Annotated in this window: 18 protein-coding genes; 6 read left to right on the top strand and 12 right to left on the bottom strand. The window is 67.9% G+C overall.

Annotated features, from left to right (window positions below; translation table 11 throughout):
- Nucleotides 1–89: 89 nt before the first annotated feature.
- On the top strand, nt 90–1,616 hold the full coding sequence (locus NDI79_RS15360; RefSeq protein ID WP_310929461.1) for an amidase: 1,527 nt from the start codon (nt 90–92) through the stop codon (nt 1,614–1,616).
- 158 nt (nt 1,617–1,774) lie between these two features.
- Here the strand turns inward: NDI79_RS15360 and NDI79_RS15355 are convergent, their stop codons facing one another.
- Entirely contained in the window at nt 1,775–1,990 is a 216-nt protein-coding gene (locus NDI79_RS15355) for a DUF7835 family putative zinc beta-ribbon protein (protein ID WP_310929460.1), read from the bottom strand.
- A gap of 253 nt (nt 1,991–2,243) precedes the next feature.
- Between NDI79_RS15355 and NDI79_RS15350 the strand changes: the two genes are divergently transcribed.
- Entirely contained in the window at nt 2,244–2,417 is a 174-nt protein-coding gene (locus NDI79_RS15350) for a hypothetical protein (RefSeq protein ID WP_310929459.1), read from the top strand.
- Nucleotides 2,418–2,529: 112 nt separating this feature from the next.
- On the opposite strand, the gene NDI79_RS15345 is transcribed toward NDI79_RS15350, so the two are convergent.
- Nucleotides 2,530–4,260: a sensor histidine kinase gene (locus tag NDI79_RS15345; protein ID WP_310929458.1), complete on the bottom strand. Its 1,731-nt coding sequence runs from the start codon at nt 4,258–4,260 to the stop codon at nt 2,530–2,532.
- 209 nt (nt 4,261–4,469) lie between these two features.
- On the opposite strand from NDI79_RS15345, the gene NDI79_RS15340 reads away from it, so the two are divergent.
- Entirely contained in the window at nt 4,470–4,910 is a 441-nt protein-coding gene (locus NDI79_RS15340) for an ester cyclase (RefSeq protein ID WP_310929457.1), read from the top strand.
- 292 nt (nt 4,911–5,202) lie between these two features.
- A complete protein-coding gene (locus NDI79_RS15335; RefSeq protein WP_310929456.1) occupies nt 5,203–6,357 on the top strand; it encodes an acyl-CoA dehydrogenase family protein in 1,155 nt (384 codons plus the stop codon).
- A gap of 129 nt (nt 6,358–6,486) precedes the next feature.
- On the opposite strand, the gene NDI79_RS15330 is transcribed toward NDI79_RS15335, so the two are convergent.
- From NDI79_RS15330 to NDI79_RS15305, 6 genes are all read right to left on the bottom strand, one after another.
- Entirely contained in the window at nt 6,487–7,326 is an 840-nt protein-coding gene (locus tag NDI79_RS15330; RefSeq protein WP_310929455.1) for an enoyl-CoA hydratase/isomerase family protein, read from the bottom strand.
- Between the two features lie 108 nt (nt 7,327–7,434).
- The gene (locus NDI79_RS15325) at nt 7,435–7,599 is read right to left on the bottom strand and encodes a PaaD-like zinc ribbon domain-containing protein (RefSeq protein ID WP_008388807.1); all 165 of its coding nucleotides are present in this window, start codon (nt 7,597–7,599) and stop codon (nt 7,435–7,437) included.
- A 1-nt stretch (nt 7,600) separates the two neighbouring features.
- Entirely contained in the window at nt 7,601–8,371 is a 771-nt protein-coding gene (locus NDI79_RS15320; protein ID WP_310929454.1) for a Phenylacetic acid catabolic protein, read from the bottom strand.
- Complete coding sequence (locus NDI79_RS15315; RefSeq protein WP_310929453.1) at nt 8,368–8,580, bottom strand: phenylacetic acid degradation PaaB family protein; 213 nt, start codon at nt 8,578–8,580, stop codon at nt 8,368–8,370. Before NDI79_RS15315 ends, NDI79_RS15320 begins: the two co-directional genes overlap by 4 nt.
- Nucleotides 8,577–8,960, bottom strand: a complete 384-nt coding sequence (locus NDI79_RS15310) for a metal-sulfur cluster assembly factor (protein ID WP_310929452.1) — start codon at nt 8,958–8,960, stop codon at nt 8,577–8,579. The genes NDI79_RS15315 and NDI79_RS15310 overlap by 4 nt, the downstream gene beginning before the upstream one ends.
- Nucleotides 8,957–9,880, bottom strand: a complete 924-nt coding sequence (locus tag NDI79_RS15305) for a Phenylacetic acid catabolic protein (protein ID WP_310929451.1) — start codon at nt 9,878–9,880, stop codon at nt 8,957–8,959. Before NDI79_RS15305 ends, NDI79_RS15310 begins: the two co-directional genes overlap by 4 nt.
- 121 nt (nt 9,881–10,001) lie before the next feature.
- Between NDI79_RS15305 and NDI79_RS15300 the strand changes: the two genes are divergently transcribed.
- Both NDI79_RS15300 and NDI79_RS15295 read left to right on the top strand, forming a co-directional pair.
- Nucleotides 10,002–10,484, top strand: a complete 483-nt coding sequence (locus tag NDI79_RS15300; protein ID WP_310929450.1) for a GNAT family N-acetyltransferase — start codon at nt 10,002–10,004, stop codon at nt 10,482–10,484.
- Nucleotides 10,484–10,768: a 2Fe-2S iron-sulfur cluster-binding protein gene (locus NDI79_RS15295; protein WP_310929449.1), complete on the top strand. Its 285-nt coding sequence runs from the start codon at nt 10,484–10,486 to the stop codon at nt 10,766–10,768. The genes NDI79_RS15300 and NDI79_RS15295 overlap by 1 nt, the downstream gene beginning before the upstream one ends.
- A 343-nt stretch (nt 10,769–11,111) precedes the next feature.
- Here the strand turns inward: NDI79_RS15295 and NDI79_RS15290 are convergent, their stop codons facing one another.
- The 4 genes from NDI79_RS15290 to NDI79_RS15275 are packed head-to-tail and all read right to left on the bottom strand — an operon-like array spanning nt 11,112 to nt 15,565.
- The gene (locus NDI79_RS15290) at nt 11,112–12,071 is read right to left on the bottom strand and encodes an MBL fold metallo-hydrolase (RefSeq protein ID WP_310929448.1); all 960 of its coding nucleotides are present in this window, start codon (nt 12,069–12,071) and stop codon (nt 11,112–11,114) included.
- Nucleotides 12,064–13,497, bottom strand: a complete 1,434-nt coding sequence (locus NDI79_RS15285; protein WP_310929447.1) for a UbiD family decarboxylase domain-containing protein — start codon at nt 13,495–13,497, stop codon at nt 12,064–12,066. Before NDI79_RS15285 ends, NDI79_RS15290 begins: the two co-directional genes overlap by 8 nt.
- Entirely contained in the window at nt 13,497–15,068 is a 1,572-nt protein-coding gene (locus tag NDI79_RS15280) for a UbiD family decarboxylase (RefSeq protein ID WP_310929446.1), read from the bottom strand. The genes NDI79_RS15285 and NDI79_RS15280 overlap by 1 nt, the downstream gene beginning before the upstream one ends.
- On the bottom strand, nt 15,065–15,565 hold the full coding sequence (locus tag NDI79_RS15275) for a hypothetical protein (RefSeq protein ID WP_310929445.1): 501 nt from the start codon (nt 15,563–15,565) through the stop codon (nt 15,065–15,067). Before NDI79_RS15275 ends, NDI79_RS15280 begins: the two co-directional genes overlap by 4 nt.
- Nucleotides 15,566–15,593 lie beyond the last annotated feature (28 nt).

Below are 15,593 nucleotides of genomic sequence, written 5' to 3'. Positions count from 1 at the left end.
GCTCGATACGAACTCTGAAGGCGGGACTTCGGAAAGGCGAAAACTTACGCTCGTGGTCCGGAATCGTTCGACAGGAGAGACCCGAGACGATGTCCACGCCACCCGCCGACGCCTTCGACCTCCCCGAGACCACCATCGCGGACGTCCGCACCGCCATCGCGGACGGGCGCGTCACCGCCGAGGCGCTTCTCGACCGCTACCTGGCGCGTATCGACGCGTACGACGACGACCTGAACGCGATTCTCACGCTGAACGACGGGGCGCGCGAACGCGCCCGAGACCTCGACGCTCGGTACGCGGAGGAAGGGTTCGTCGGTCCGCTTCACGGCGTCCCGACGCTCCTGAAGGACAACCAGGACACCCACGACATGCCGACAACGGCCGGGTCCGTCGCCCTCGCCGACTCCGTCCCGCCGCGGGACGCCTTCGTCGTCGAGCGACTCCGGGACGCCGGCGCCGTGGTCGTCGGGAAAGCGAACCTCCAGGAGCTCTCGTTCGGGGTTGACACGATAAGCTCGCTCGGCGGCGCGACTCGGAACGCCTACGACCTGAACCGGCGGCCCTCGGGGTCCAGCGGCGGCACCGCGGCCGCCGTCGCGGCGAACCTGGCGACCGTCGGCACGGGTTCCGACACCTGCTCGTCCGTTCGGTCCCCGCCCGCGTTCAACAACCTCGTAGGACTTCGGCCGACGCGGGGACTGGTGAGTCGAACGGGAATCGTCCCTCTGAGCGAGACGCAGGACACCGCGGGTCCCGTCACCAGAACCGTCGCCGACGCGGCCCGACTGCTGGACGCGATGGCCGGCTACGACCCCGAGGACCCGGTGACGGCCACCGGCGCCGACGCCGTCCCCGACGACGGTTACGCCTCGCACCTGGACCCCGACGGCCTCGACGGCGCGCGAATCGGTGTCGCCCGCCAGTTCCTCGGTCTACAGGGGGATTCCGAGGACCTCCCCGTCGACGAGGCGGACGCCGCGGCCGTGACCGCTGTCGTCGAGGAGGCAATCGAGGAGATGGAGGCGGCCGGCGCGACGGTACTCGACCCCGTCGACGTCGTCGACGTCGACCTGCTCGGGAGCGCCCGCGTGCTCCAGTACGAGTTCGCACGCGACTTCGACCGCTACCTCGCGCGCCTCGGCGACGCGGCGCCGCACGGGTCGCTGGCCGAGGTGTACGAGACGGGGACGATAGCGCCCTCCATCGAATCGCGCTTCGAGGGGGCCGGAATCTTCGACGTCGACGCCGACTCGCTGGAGGGGGATGCAGGGTATCTGCGGCGACTTCGACGCCGCGACCGACTCGCGGAGACCGTTCTCGCGCGGATGGTGGAGGACGACCTCGACGCCCTCCTCTACCCTCCGTCGACGGTCCCGCCGGTCGAGATACCCGAGCACCAACCGTTCTCCGAGATGAACTGCGAACTGTCGGCGCACACGGGACTCCCCGCCGTCGTCCTCCCGGCCGGATTCACGGACGAGGGTCTTCCCGTGGGCGTCGAACTCCTCGGACGCCGGTTCGCAGAACCGCGCCTCCTCGAACTCGGATACGGGTTCGAGCGCTCGTCCGGTCACCGCCGCCCGCCCGAACGGTTCGGGGAACTCGACGACGCGTAGCCGGTCACTCGAATCGCGGTACGGAACCGCTTCGGCTCCGTGCCCCGTATCCACATAGCGAGAAGAAACATACCCCGGCGGACCCATCGTCGGAGACGAGGGGGATTCTGCCTTTCCCGGTTCGCACCTCGTCCCCCTCACGCGCTCGTCTCGTCGTCTCAGACGACCCGTTCGCTCCGCGACGCCCCGCAGTAGAGACACTCCAGCAGCCGGTACGGTTGGCGCGCGAACACCTCGTTCTGCGGCTGTATCGCCTCCCGGGTCGCGTCCGTCCGGAACCTGACCGTCACCTCGTGCTCTCGTTCGCCGCCGCAGTCGGAGCACGTTCTGATCCGCCAGTCGGGGACGTCCCCGCTCGAGTTTCGGACTGCCATGTACATCGACTCCTATTCTGTGGTTACTGATACCACTTTTTGCCGAACTGATGAGTCTCATGGGAGACATAATACGCACCCGTGACGAGGGGACTCACTCCGTTTCCGGCCGATACGAAGTGATAACGGGCGCTCACTGCCACGAACCGGCTTCTCCGAGTCATGTCTTATATATTACTCATCGAACGTTAATTCTATATCTAATCACTTAAATCGTGTAAAACTATAAGTAACCACTCGAAGAACGTCGAGTATGTCTGACCAGGTGGACGGGGTGCTCGGACTGATAACCGCGTGTGCGCTCCTCGGCGCCGTCGCGTGCGGTTGGTCGCCGGGGTCCGCGGACGCGCTCCTGATCGGGTTGCTTCAGGTCGGGGCGTTCGCGGCCGTCGGGGGAAATCTCGTGCGAATCGCCGTCAGTCGGTGACGCGGTAGTCGTCCGGTCGCTCGGCTTCCGGTCGCCGGCCTCGACTGCCGACGCCGTCGGGAGCGGAGCGTGTCACCACTCCCGTCGCGAGACCCGCGCGGAGGGCCTCGCACTACTCCGACGGCGCTTTCGGTAGACGGACGAGGAAGACCGACCCTCGGGGGTCGTTGTCCTCGACCCAAACCTCGCCGCCGTACCCGCTCACGAGCGTCTCGACGAGGTAGAGTCCGATGCCCGTTCCCGGGCTTTCGAGCCCCTTGCTGCCGCGGCCGAATATCTCCTCGCGACGTTCGGGGGGTATCCCGGGTCCGTCGTCCGCGACGGCGACGACGACGGCGTCCCCCTCGTCGCTCGCGGACACCGTCACGCTCGGCCGCTCGGCGTCGCTGTGTCGAATCCCGTTCGTGAGCAGGTTCCGGAACACCGTCCCCAGCGCCTCGTCGGCGAGGACCTGCACGTCGGGGAGGTCCTCCGAGACGCGCAGCGCGCAGTCGTCGTCGCCCGCCCGCGCGGAGTCGACCTCGCGCCTCAGAACCTCCCGGAGCGACACCGCTTCGAGGTCCGACGCGTCGTCGAGCATCGTCTGCATCAGTCCGCGCATCGTCTCGGTGAGTTCGACGGCGTGCTCGCCGTTCCGGACGATGGTTTCGAGCCGAGTCCGGGCCTCCTCGCCGTCGACGAGCGATTCGAGGAGGTGCGCGTTGCCGAGGACGACCGACATGTCGTTTCGGATGTCGTGTCGGACGATCTGATTCAGGAGCCTGAGCCGCTCGTTCTGTTCTTCGATGGCGTGTTTCCGCTCTTGGAGAGCGGTCACGTCGCGCAGGACGACCACCCAGCCGACGTGCTGTCCGCGCCGGTCGAGCGTCTGCGTCCGGACGCTCAGAAACCGCACGTCGCTCCCGTCACTTCCGTCGCCGCTCTCGCCTCCGACTCGGACGGTGTCCGTCTCCGGCTTTTCGAGGTCTACCTCCGGAAAGCCCGCCTCGAAAGCGTCGCCGACCGCGCCCCCGCCCGCGGCGAAGAACCGCTCGCCGGGGTCGTTCGCGTGGACGACCCGTCCGGTTCCGTCGACGACGAGGACGCCGTCGGGCGACGCTTCGAGCGCCGTCGTGTAGGCGATGGGCGGGAGGTCCAACAGCCGGTATCGGAACAGCGCGACGCCGAGCGCCGCGGCCGTCACCGCCGTGGACGCCGGGACGAAGTTGACGTGATCCGCGGTGAACGGCGGGATTCCCGCGTACGTCGCGCCCACCACCAAGAGCGGAGCGCCGATACCCAGACCGAGGAGCGACGCCTGCGGGACGTACTCGCGGCCGAGTCGGAACGCCTCGACGCCGACGATAGCGAGCGCGACGAGCGAGAGCGCGGCGTTGTAGAGCAGTTGCAACAGCACGTGCGCGGGGCCCACGTCGACCCGGAGGACGAGGAGTCCGCCCGTCTCGACGAGGCGCGTGCCCTCTATCGCGAGGCCGGCGGGGTTCGCGAACACGAGACCCACGTAGAGCGCCGGGACGCTCAGCATCGCCGCGACGGCCGGCGGCCGTAGCCACTCGTCGCGGTCGGTGTACGACAGCGCGAACAGGAGGCTGAACGCGCCGATGGGCGCCGCGCCCACGTAGAGCAGACGGTAGGCGAGCAGTTTCACCGCGGGGTCGGTGCTGAGGAGTTTGACGGCCGAGAAGCCCGACCAAAGCGAGAGCGCCGCGGCGGCGCAGATGAACGCCGTCAGAACGGGCGTCCGACCGTTCCGACTCCGATACGAGAGCGCGTAGACCCCGAGAAAGACCGAGAGGAGCGCTGCGAGCAGGGTCGGATACGCGTAGGGAGTCTGTTGCCACATCTATCGTCTTCCGGTCGGTGACTGTCTCCGTGGCTAGAATATAAAGCATTCGCCCGATTCGACCGCGGTCCCGGTGTTTTCTCTCTCCCGTCCCGGCGACCACCGTTTCCCCGACTGCATCCCGAATGTCGTTTCCACCGCGAGCGAATCGACAGTCAGGACCTGCGAATAGGGCGAGCAGCTATGACACCGATCCGATACTACTGAGCATGGGTCCCTCCAAGCGCGAACGGATGCAGGTCAGTCGCCAGGATTTCACGCGGGTGTGGAAGCAACGCGACATGGACGCCATCCGGGACATCTACTCGCTCGACTTCCGAGGACACGGGTTTCCGGGCGACCGAACGGTCACGCGGTCGCAGTACCGCCGAACGGTCGAACTGTTTCAGCGGGTGTTCCCCGACTGCCGAATCGAACTCGAAGAGATGCACGCGGACGACGAGTTCGTCTACGCCTCGTGGGTGTTCTCCGGCACCCCCGCGATACCCGGACTCGGTCCGAACGCGTCGCCGGTTTCGTTCCGCGGCACCGGGCGGCACAGACACCGAGGCGGGAAAGTGGTGGAAGTGTGGGTCGATACCGACTGGCTCTCGGTCGCGAAGCAGGTCGGACGAACGTACTCGCAGTCCGTCCACGCGGCGATATCGTAGTTTCAACGGCCTCTCGACGTTCCCCATCGATGAGCGAGTTTGGACTTATTTTTCGAGCTGATTAGATCGATACCGCGGGTACAACATCGGAAAAGAGTTCTATAAGTACATCCTCCGCGAGAAGTACCTCGATTCGGGCATTCGGGATTAGAATCGAACTGTGTGGTAGTGAAGAGCAGCAGACCGCGGACGTGTTCGCGGTATGCGCTTCGGCCGATACCGATTACACCGTCTCTCCGGCGCCTCGGCCGGCACGTACGTTTATGGGGTCACACGCCGACTCGGTGGTCGTATGCATCTCATCGAGGCAGCGCTGTCGGAGAGCCACCGGACCGTCCGCGACAGGGCGGACGCGTTCGTCGAAGAGGTCGTCGCGCCCCGAGCGGAGGAGATAGAGGAGACCGACGAGTTCCCGCGCGACGTCGTCGAGGCGGCGGGCGAACGCGGTCTGCTCGGACTCCTCCTCCCCGACGGCTACGGCGACCTCTCCTCGGACTTCCTCGGCTACTGCTTGGCGGTCGAGCGCATCGCGGCCGAGAGCGGCGCCGTCGCCGAGACGATTCAGGGGCACACGTTCGCGGCCCTCCCCATCGCCCGGTTCGGGACCGAGGAGCAGAAGGAGCGATACCTCGAACCGATGGCGAACGGGGAGGCCGTCGGCGCGATGCTCCTGACCGAACCCGGCGCCGGAAGTTCCCCCTCCGAGTTGGAGACGGTCGCCGAGGCGACGGACGACGGCTACCGACTCTCCGGCGAGAAGGCGTTCGGGACGAACGCCGGCGTCGCGGACGTCCACCTCGTCGTCGCCCGCAAGCGCCCGCAACCCGACGACTCCCACGGCGTCAGCGTCTTCCTCGTCCCCGGTGCGGACGAGACCGACGGGTTCGCCTTCGACCGCGTCGAGTACATGGGGATGCGCGGGCACGTCACGGGCGACTCGACGTTCGAGGACGTGGCGGTCCCCGCCGACGACCTCCTCGGGAGCGTCGGGCAGGGCTTCCGCATCGCCATGGGTACCATCGACATGGCACGAACCGGCATCGGCGCCATCGGCGCCGGCATCGGGCGCGGCGCGTTCGACGCCGCCGTCGACTACGCCGGCGACCGAGAGCAGGGGGGACAGCCAGTCGGCGAGTACCAGGCGGTGCAGGTACTCGTCGCCGATATGTACCAACAGCTCTCGGCCGCCCGGCACGCCGTCTACTCGTCCGCCTACGCCATCGCGGACGGAGACGGCGAGACCAGACTGTCGAGCGCCGCCAAACTCGCCGGGAGCGAGGCGGCCGAGTTCGTCACCCGCAACGCGATGCAGGTGTACGGCGGGAAGGGCTACCGGACGGACCTACCGCTCGAACGCTACTACCGCGACGCGCGCATCCTCAGCCTCATCGGCGGCACCTCCGAGATACAGCGGACGACCATCGCCCGCCAGACGCTCGACCTCTGAGACGCCGCCCTCTGCGGTCACACCCTCTTCTCTCGCGCGAAAAAGAAAAACGGAACTCGAAGTCGGATTCGGATTCGGATTCGGCGTCGAAGCCGACGGTCGGACTCGCCTTCCGAGAGCGTCGCCGGTTCAGTCGTCGTCGCTCGTGACGGCGTCGTCGCCGAGTTCGGCCTTGATGAAGTCCGGGTCGCGCTTCTCGAGGAACGCGCTGATCCCCTCCTTCGCTCCCTCGGTGTCGAACAACTGGTTCTGCAGTTCGCGCTCGTGCGCCAGCGCGTCGTACAGCGACATCTCCATCCCCTCGTTGATGGCGACTTTGATGTGCCCGACCGCCTTGTTCGGAAGGCTCGCGACCTGTTTCGCGAACTCGATGGCCTCCTCCTCGCAGGTGCCGGGTTCGACCAGTTCGTCGATGATGCCCGCGTCCGCCGCCTCGCTCGGCGTGAGGCGCTCGTCGTTGAGCATCATCTTGAGCGCCTTCGACCGGCCGACGTAGCGGGGCAGGAGTTGGGTCCCCGCCTCGCCGGGGATGAGGCCGAGTTTCACCTCGGGGACGCCGAGGTTGTAGCCGTCGTCGTCGCCGCAGTAGCGGATGTCCGTCGCGAGCGCGAACTCCAGACCGCCGCCCATGCAGTGGCCGTCGACGGCGGCGATGAAGATGGTGTCCGTCGAGCGCATCTTCAGGATGGACTCCTTGCTGGTCTGACTCGCGTAGCCGATGTGTTCGGGGCTCTCGTCCTGCAGCGCCTGGATATCGTACCCCGAGGAGAAGAACTTGTCACTGGTGCTGCTCAGCACGGCGGCGCGGACCGTCTCGTCGAAGCGGATGGTCTCGACCATCTTCTGGAACTCCAGCACCATGTCGGCGTCGTGGGCGTTCGCGGGCGGCTTGTTCAGACGCACGATGCCGACGTGTCCGTCCTGCTCGGTCTCGAAGTTCTCTAGTTCGAGTTCTGCGAAGGTCTCCATACGACTCCTACATCCATAGGACAGTATAAATAGTTACCGACACGCAAACCGGGAATACGGCTAGTACAGCCGCTAACGCCGCTATATGCCGACTTTCGAACTCGGCAGTTACCGGCCCGAGTCCGCGACCTCTCCGTCGTACTTGATGCGCTCGAAGACGGTGTGACAGCCGTTGCAGTAGTACTGGCTCTTCGAGACTTCCGAGCCGAACTGCGAGTGTCGTTCGGTGTCCGTCGACCCGCAGAACGGGCACTCGGGGTGCGTCGCCGACATGTCAGTCCATCCTGAACTCGGCGTTCTGGACGCCGCTGAGCGATTCCACGTCCCCTTCGGAGACGGTGCCGTCGCCCGTCCGCCGTCGGCGCTCGTCCCACTCGTCGAGGGAGGGGGCGTCCCAGTCCACGTCGAGGGCGTCGACGTCGACGGCCGTCCCTTCGAGTATCTCCTCGAGGCGGCCGACGAACGCCGCGCGCAGGGCCGAGGCCGGTCGGTCGGTGAAGCCGGACGCGACGAGGGGGTCCGCCTCCTCGTCGTACGCGGCGGGGCCGAGGAACGCGAGCACCTCCGGGAGCGCGGATTCGAGCGCCGCGCTCACTTCGTCCGTCCGCTCGTCGCCCATCGTCTCCAGACGGCCGTCGAGGAACTCCAAGTGGAAGAACTCGTCCTGCCCGATGCGGGTGCCGAGGCCCTCGAAGTCCTCGTGGTCGATGGCGTCGATGAGGTACCACGCGGCGCGTTCGGTCAGACCGACGCGCACGACGAAGTCGACCCACGACCCGGGTTTCTCGTCGACCGTCGCCGCGTTCGCGAACTCCGCCGGCGTCCGGTCGCCTTCGAGCCAGTCGTCCTCGCGTCCCTGCTGACCGAGCAGTCGGAACAGTTGGCGGACGTGGCCGAGTTCGTCCTGCGCGGCGCTCGCGCCCGCGATGTCGTCTTCGAGCACCGGCCCCGAGAACATCCACTCGGCGTACCGCTGCGACAGCACGAGTTTCGTGTCGGCGACGGCTTGCACGTAGTCGACCGCCTCGTCGGACCACTCGCTCACGCGGCATCACCCGGCGTGTCCGGCATGTGGCCGACGTTGGTGGCCTCCACCATGTGCTCGCGGCGGACGACGACGAGTCGGTCCCAGTCCTCCTCGTCGAACGTCCGGTAGGCGTACACCTTGGCGAGTCGGTCGTTCTCCGCGTCGACGTTGCCGACGTTGATGAGTTCGTCTCCGGCGTTGATGCGAGCGAACACCTCGTACTTCATAGCGCGATACCGGACTCCCGCATCTTCTCTCGGACGTCCTGCGTCAGCATGCTCTTCTCCCAGACGGGGCTCCACACGACGTCGACGTCGACGTCGTCGACGCCCGCCATCGTCCGCAGGCACGCGCGCACGTCGTCGAGTATCATGTCGTAGGCCGGACAGCCCATGCAGGGGAACGTCATCTCGACGCGCACGTCCGCCCCGCCGGCGTTCTGTTCGACGTGCACGTCGTATATCATCGCCATCTCGACGAGGCTCACCGGAATGTGCGGGTCGGGAATCTCGTCGAGGTTCGCCCATATCTCCTCCTCGAAGGCAGTGGCGTCCTCGGTCGGTCCGAGCGGTGCCGCGTCGGAGTCGGTCCGTTGTTGGATGCTCATGCTGAGACGGGGTCCAGTTGGTTCGACTGCAGGAGGTTCACGTACTTCTCGTTGGCCGGACCGCGGGAGCGCCAGCGGTCGATGACGTCGTCCCACGTGGTGTTCTCGTCGAAGTGCCAGGTCTTGGTTTCGGGCTCGAAGTGCGCCGGCATCTCGTACTCGACGACGTACTCGTCGGCCTCCTCGTCGTAGTGGGCGGGAACGTCGATGTCCATCTGGTTGCAGACGGGGACGGCGCTGTCCATCCACTTCTGGCGGAGTTCGTCGTTGCTCAGGCCCTTGATCCGGTAGGCGAGTTGGTCGTCGTGCTTCTTCTTGTCGTCCGGCAGTCCGAACCACTCGAGGGCGATGGGGAACATCCAGTCGACGGCGTCCTGCACCTTCTGCTTCGTCTTGTCGTTCTTGTTGGAGAGGCGGCGCATCCACGTCTCGCCGTGGCGGAGGTGGAACTGCTCTTCTTTCCCCACTTTCGTCAGCGCCCGCTTCCACGGGGCGTAAGAGGTGTTCTCGTGGATGTCCGACAGGAGCGCGATGCCCGCGCGGTCCCACAGACCGTGGGCGGTGACCAGTTCCGCGAAGTTGTCGAGGTGCTGGTCGAAGCCGTAGGTGTTGCGGAACTCGTGGGGTTCGCGCCCGTGGATGAGGTACTCGCGGTCGTATCCCAAGTCCTCGAGCAGGCGGTACGCGATGTGGCCGTGACCGAGTTCGTCCTGGATGACGCTGATGCAAGAGGCGCGCGCGTTGACGCTCGGCGCGTTCAACGAGGGGCCGTAGTAGGCCGGGGCGCTCATCAACTCGGTGTCGCCGGACACGAGGAGCGTCTGCGTCAGCGCCTTCTTGTAGTCCTCGGTCATCTCCTCCTCGGACTCTATCATCTTCCCGTCTTGCAGCTGCTGCTTTAGCTTCTTGTCGGTCACCATGCTCGTGTCTCTCGTTGCCGTTCACACCTATTAATTGTTTGCATCGTGTGAGATTCGAGCGGCGGACGGCGCTCTCCCCCCTCCGATACACCTTTTTGCTCGGGGGTCCGCATGAGTTGACATGGACGTTGAAATCCGGCGGGCGACCACCGAGGACGGACAGGCCCTGCTCGACCTCTGGCACGGGTTCACCGAGCACCTCTCGGAGTACGACGAGCGATACCAGCACAAGGAGGACGCCGACGACCGGTGGCTCCAGTACTTCGAGAACCAACTCGTCGACTCGAAGTACGGCGCCGTGTTCATCGCCGTCGACGGGGACGACATCGTCGGCGTCATCGAGGCCCGACTCACGGGCGACCACCCCATCTTCCGCCTCTCCGACCACGGCTACATCAACGGCCACTACGTCGCCGAGTCCCATCGCGACCAGGGCGTCGGCGATGCGCTAGTGGAGGCGGCCGTCGAGTGGTTCTCGGAGTCCGACCGCGACGTCACGTTCTGCCGCGTCGACGTCATCGAGGGCGACGACCAGGGGCGGAAAGCGTACGAGCGGATGGGGTTCTCTCCGGTCGAACACGTGTACGAGCGACAGGTGGACTGATGACAGAAACGTACGAAGTGGAATTCGTGAACGAGGGGCGCACTATCGAGGTGCCGGCGGACAAACCGATACTCGAAGCGGCCGAGGAGGCGGGCCTCGACCTCCCCTACCAGTGCCGGATGGGCGTCTGCGGCGTCTGTAGCGCTATCCGCGTCGTCGACGGCGACGTCGAACAGACGGAAGGGATGTTCCTCTCCGGCAGCGAGAAGGAGGAAGGCTACGTGCTCACGTGCGTCGCGCGGGCGCGTTCGGACCTGAAACTCGAATCGAACTCCGGCCCCTAATCGCTCCCCGGTTCCCGTTCTCCGCCGGTCTTCGACCCCGAACGGAGCGCGTTTTCGATCCGCCGTTTACAAATCTGCTAACGGCATCTGCGAACTCGACGGTGAAGATTCATGAACGTCCGCCCCCATCGTGCGAGGGATAACCTGCAGGCGAACACGAAGGGAAACGACCACTTCTACTACTGTAATGGTCGGAGCCGGAGATTGTTCTCGACGCTGCGACCGCCGGGACGTTGACAACGTTGTAAACGGGCGACTGCGAGCGAATTCGGGACGATTCGGTGGCAACGAGAGCGCGCCTCGCGCGCCGGACCGCGACGACCGTCCGAGGGCGGACCCGCGCTCACTCGAAGAGCGAGTCGAGGACTGCCTCCGCCGAGCGACCGGTGAGCGCGTAGCGCTCGGGGTCGGACCCGACCCGCGAGACGGGCGACTCCGCCGCCGCGGCCAGCGCTCTCAGGTGCGCGGCCGACTCCCCGGCGCCGAACTTGACGTGGACGCCTCGCATCTCGCCGAACAGGTCGACCGCGAGTTCCCACGGCGTCGCCTCGCCGTGCACGCCGAGGCGCTCTGCGACCCGTCCGGCCCGCTCTCGGTGGTGCGAGCGAATCTCCCCGACTCGTTCGCGGAGCGACAGGTCGTCGCCGTGGCCCGGGTAGCACTCCCCGTCGTGTCGGAGCAACCGCCGGAGGGTCCGGAGGTAATCGGGCAGAGGGTTCTCAGCGCGGGTGTCGCTCCCGCCGACGTTCGGCGTGTACGTCGGCAGGACGGCGTCGCCGACGAACAGGGCGTCGTCGCACCGGTACGCGAGGTGTCCCTCGGTGTGTCCCGGCGCGTGCAGGAGTTCGCCGCCGGCGACGACGTCGCCGTCCTCGTGGGCGACGACAGGCGTCCGGTCGGGCAGCGGCGAGGGAGCGTCCCGCTCTCGGACCTCCTCGATACGCTCCTCGGGGACGCCCCACCCGGCCAGCACCGACGCGTCCCGTCGCACTCGCCGGCGGCGCGCCTCGCGGTACTCCGCGAGTAACGGCGCGTCCCGTCGGTGCATGTGAATCGTCGCGTCCGCGGCGTCGGCGAGTCGCGGCGCGAGGCCGACGTGGTCGGCGTGCCAGTGCGTGAGAACGACGTGCTCTACGTCCCCGAGAGCGAGTCCGCTCGCCTCGACACCCGCCCGCAACCGCTCGAAGTCGTCGTCGCCGGGCGGTCCGGGGTCGACCACCACGCCGCGGTCCGGGAGCACGTAGGCGCTGTTGGACCCCTCGGGCGACCCCTCGTTGACGGCGATTCGGTGCGGGTCACTCATTGCCGTCGTCGCCTCCTGCCACCGCGTCGTCCGTGTCGCTCGCATCCTCGTCGCCGTCGAACCCCAACTCCGCCCACCGCTCTTCGACCGTCCGCCGTACCTCCGGGGGGTACATCAGCTCGAAGTTCACCTCCGGCGCGATGAACTCCTCGTCCCAGCGGGGGTCCCACGCGGCGTTGACGAACAGCCTCGACCCCGTCTGCCCGTCCCGCCGGTACGCCGGCGCGGCCGCGGCGGGCGCGGCCGCCTCGCTGAACACCCAGTCGTGCGAGGGATGCGCCTTCACCCAGATGTCGTCCAGCGCCCGCGCGAGGTCCTCGAACGCGGCGTCGACGTCGAGGACGACCACCTTGTCGAACGACGTGGCGAACGAGAACAGCGTGTTCGCCAACTGCCACTCGAACCCGGCGTACAGTATCTCGCTGGCGACGAAGCAGACGCCGAGTTGCGCCTCGACCGGTAGCCCGATCCAACTGACCGGCGAGACGCCCCAGTAGCCGTTCACGCGGGACTGGAGGCGCGCCCCCTCGACGAGGCTCGTCTGGTGGATGTCGTCGCCGAGCGGTTCGCCCACCGGGGCGAGGGGGACGAGCGGGTCCGGCCGGGTCGCCACCCGGTCGACGGAGACGGTCACCGCCGCGGCGTCCGCGACGCCCTCCCACGCCGCGCGGGGTCCGGCGGCCGGTTCGCCGGTCGGAGCGACGTCGCCGTCGAGAACGACTTCCGCGCTCGCCGGGACGAGGCCGCCGGCGTGCGGTGCGACGGGCACGTCGTCCAGCGCCGCGGCTATCTCCGGGGCGGTCCACGCCCGCCACGGGTGCGTCCGGGCGCACGAGAGATGCGCGGCCATCAGCGCCGCCGTCGGCACGCCCAGCGCCACCGTGGCCGGCCCCGGTTCCACGCGGCTCGCGACGGTGTCCGGGACGTGGAGGCGCAGCGTCGTCCGCCCGCGCACGTCGCCGCGGACGGGCGCCCAGAACTGCCGCCCGTCGACTTCGACCGCGAGCAGTCCCTCGGAGATAAGGGGCCGGTCGCTCGACGACACCGTCGGCAGGCAGAGCGCCGAGGCGTCCCGGTCGTGCCCGCTCGCGGCGGCGGCCCGGCGCCGCAGCGACGGGCGCTCCGCGGGAGCGGTCGACAGCGCTTCGAGCATCGTCTCGTACGTCGCGTCCGCCGGCAGCCCCAATCCCAGCGCGATTCGGCTCCACGGCAGTCGTCGCCGCCGGACCATCCGGTCGGGGCCGCCCCGCACCCCGCAGGCGAGTCGCCCGACGCCGGGGACGTCCGTCAGCAGCATCGCGGGGCCGTTCGACCGCGCGCTCTCGGCGGCGAGGGCGAACGCGAGGTCGGGGTCCGAAACCGGGTCCTCGACCGTCAGGAGGTCCTCGGCGGCCGCCAGCGCCTCGACGGTCTCTCGGAACTCCATCAGCGCTCGCCTCCCGCGCCCGGAACGTCGCCCGCGCCTCTCGCGCCGCCCGCGTCGTCCCTCTCCCGTGGGGAGGCGTCCGCGACGCCGGCCGTGGCGAGCAGTTCGCGCGCGCGCTCCCTGCTCGACTCGGAGACGACAGACGGCCGCGCTCCCGCGGACCCGGTCGCGTCGATGTACGCTTTCGCGGTCTTCGCCTTCGACGTGCCGGTCTGCGCGTCGCCCTTCTCGTCGGGCGTCTGGTAGATGTTCAGGGGCACCTTCGGCATCGTCTCGACCCCGAACTGGTGGAAGTCGGCGTCGGGGTCGGCGTGCAGGGCGATGGCCTCGAACACCTCCCGCGTGTCCAAGGGGTCGACGCAGGCGTCGACGAAGATGAAGAAGTCGATGTGGAGCATCCCCCACGTCGTGAAGATGAAGTTCGCCAGTTCGTGGAGCGTCCCGGGGTCGTTCGTCGCCGTCGCCACCACGTACGCCGTCCGCGGCGTGAACTGCCACGGCACGCAGCGGACCACGTCGAACCCCGCCGCGCGCAGGCCGAGCGTCGCGTCCGGGCCGACGCAGCCGACCTCCATCGAACTCGTCGTGTTCTCGGTGTAGCCCGCGCCCGTCCCCTCGACGCAGAACGGAATGATGGGCGACTCGCGGTGCGTGACGGCGTCGACCCTGAACGCGGGCATCGACCGCCTGGGGCCGTGCATGTAGCCGAAGTAGTCGCCGAACGGTCCCTCGTCGAGTCGCTTCTCGGGGAGGAGATGCCCCTCGACGACGAGTTCCGCGTCGGCCGGGACGCGCAGGTCGTTCGTCTCGCACTCGACGAGTTCGACCGGGGCGCCGCGGAGGCCGCCCGCGTACCGCGCCTCGTCGCTCCCGGTCGGAATCCACATCACCGACGTGCACTGGACGGCCGGTTCCGCGCCGACGACGACGGCGGCGGGCATCGGTTCGTCGCGCCGTTCGTACTTGTAGTAGTAGAGGTTCGGCGTCTGCTCGCCCGCCAGGAGCAGGACGCTGCCCTGCCGGTCGTCGTGTATCATCATCCGGTGGGTCGACCAGTCGACCCACTCGGAGTCGGGGTCCGGGACGACGAGCGTGTGGAGGTTCGAGTAGCGCCCGCCGTCGCCCGAGTGGATGTACGGCCACGGCAGCGACAGCAGTCGCGCCTCCTCGCCCGTCCGAACCACCTCTTTGCACGGTGCGGCCTCGGGCGTCGCGTCGACGGTCACCGGGTCGACGGGGTCCGTCAACCGTTCCAGCATCGCGTCGTAGTACGTCTCGCTGTCCACGTCCGCCGGGAGGCCCAGCGCCGTCGCGATGCGGTCCCACGGCCTGCGCTGCGACCCGCGGTACGGGTCGCCGACCAACCGCGCGCCGGGCACGTCGCTCCCCCGAACGTTCTCGAACAGCGGTATCGGGCCGTCCCGGTCGCCGGCGCGCATTGCGACGGCGCTCGCTTCGAGGTCCCACGATAGCTCCTCCGTGACGCGGACGAGTTCCCCCCGGTCGTCGAGCGCGTCGAGGTACGACCGCAGGCTGGGTTCGGAGACGACCCGTCGGTCGGATTCGCTCACCGCTCCTCCCCGCGGAACGCCGCCGCGACGGACTCCCGCTCCAGCGCGGTCCGGAGGTCGACGTACTCCTCGACCAGTTCGGGGTACTCCCGAGAGAGCTGCGCCGACAGCAGCGACCGGACCGCGTCGGAGAGCGAGTCGTACTCGCCGGTGCGGACGAGGTACTGGAGCATCGCCCGCAGTTCCTCCGACCGCGCGTTCATCAGGTCCGAGCCCTCGCGCGCCTCGCGGAGACACTCCCGGAGGAGTTCCTCGTCGATGTGGCCCTCCCCCACGTCCGTCTCGATGAAGTCGATGAACCACTGCTCCTGTCTGTTCTCGTGCGGCCCCTTGACGACCGTCAGCGGGACCGCATCGGTGAGGTCCTCGGGGTCGCGCGAGACGCGCGCCCGGGTCCGGAATATCTCGCGGGACTCCGTGTCCGTCACCTGCAGGGTGACCTCCCCCTCCGTGTCCTCGGGGAGGTACTCTTCGGAGGTGGTGTACGTGCGTGCCATGGTCGTTCGAACGACGGTCTCTGCCCAT

Source organism: Halogeometricum sp. S3BR5-2 (assembly GCF_031624635.1).
In the GTDB taxonomy this organism is placed as follows: domain Archaea; phylum Halobacteriota; class Halobacteria; order Halobacteriales; family Haloferacaceae; genus Halogeometricum; species Halogeometricum luteum.
Note: the sequence above shows the minus strand (reverse complement) of the source record. Positions and strands in the feature narration are given on the sequence as shown.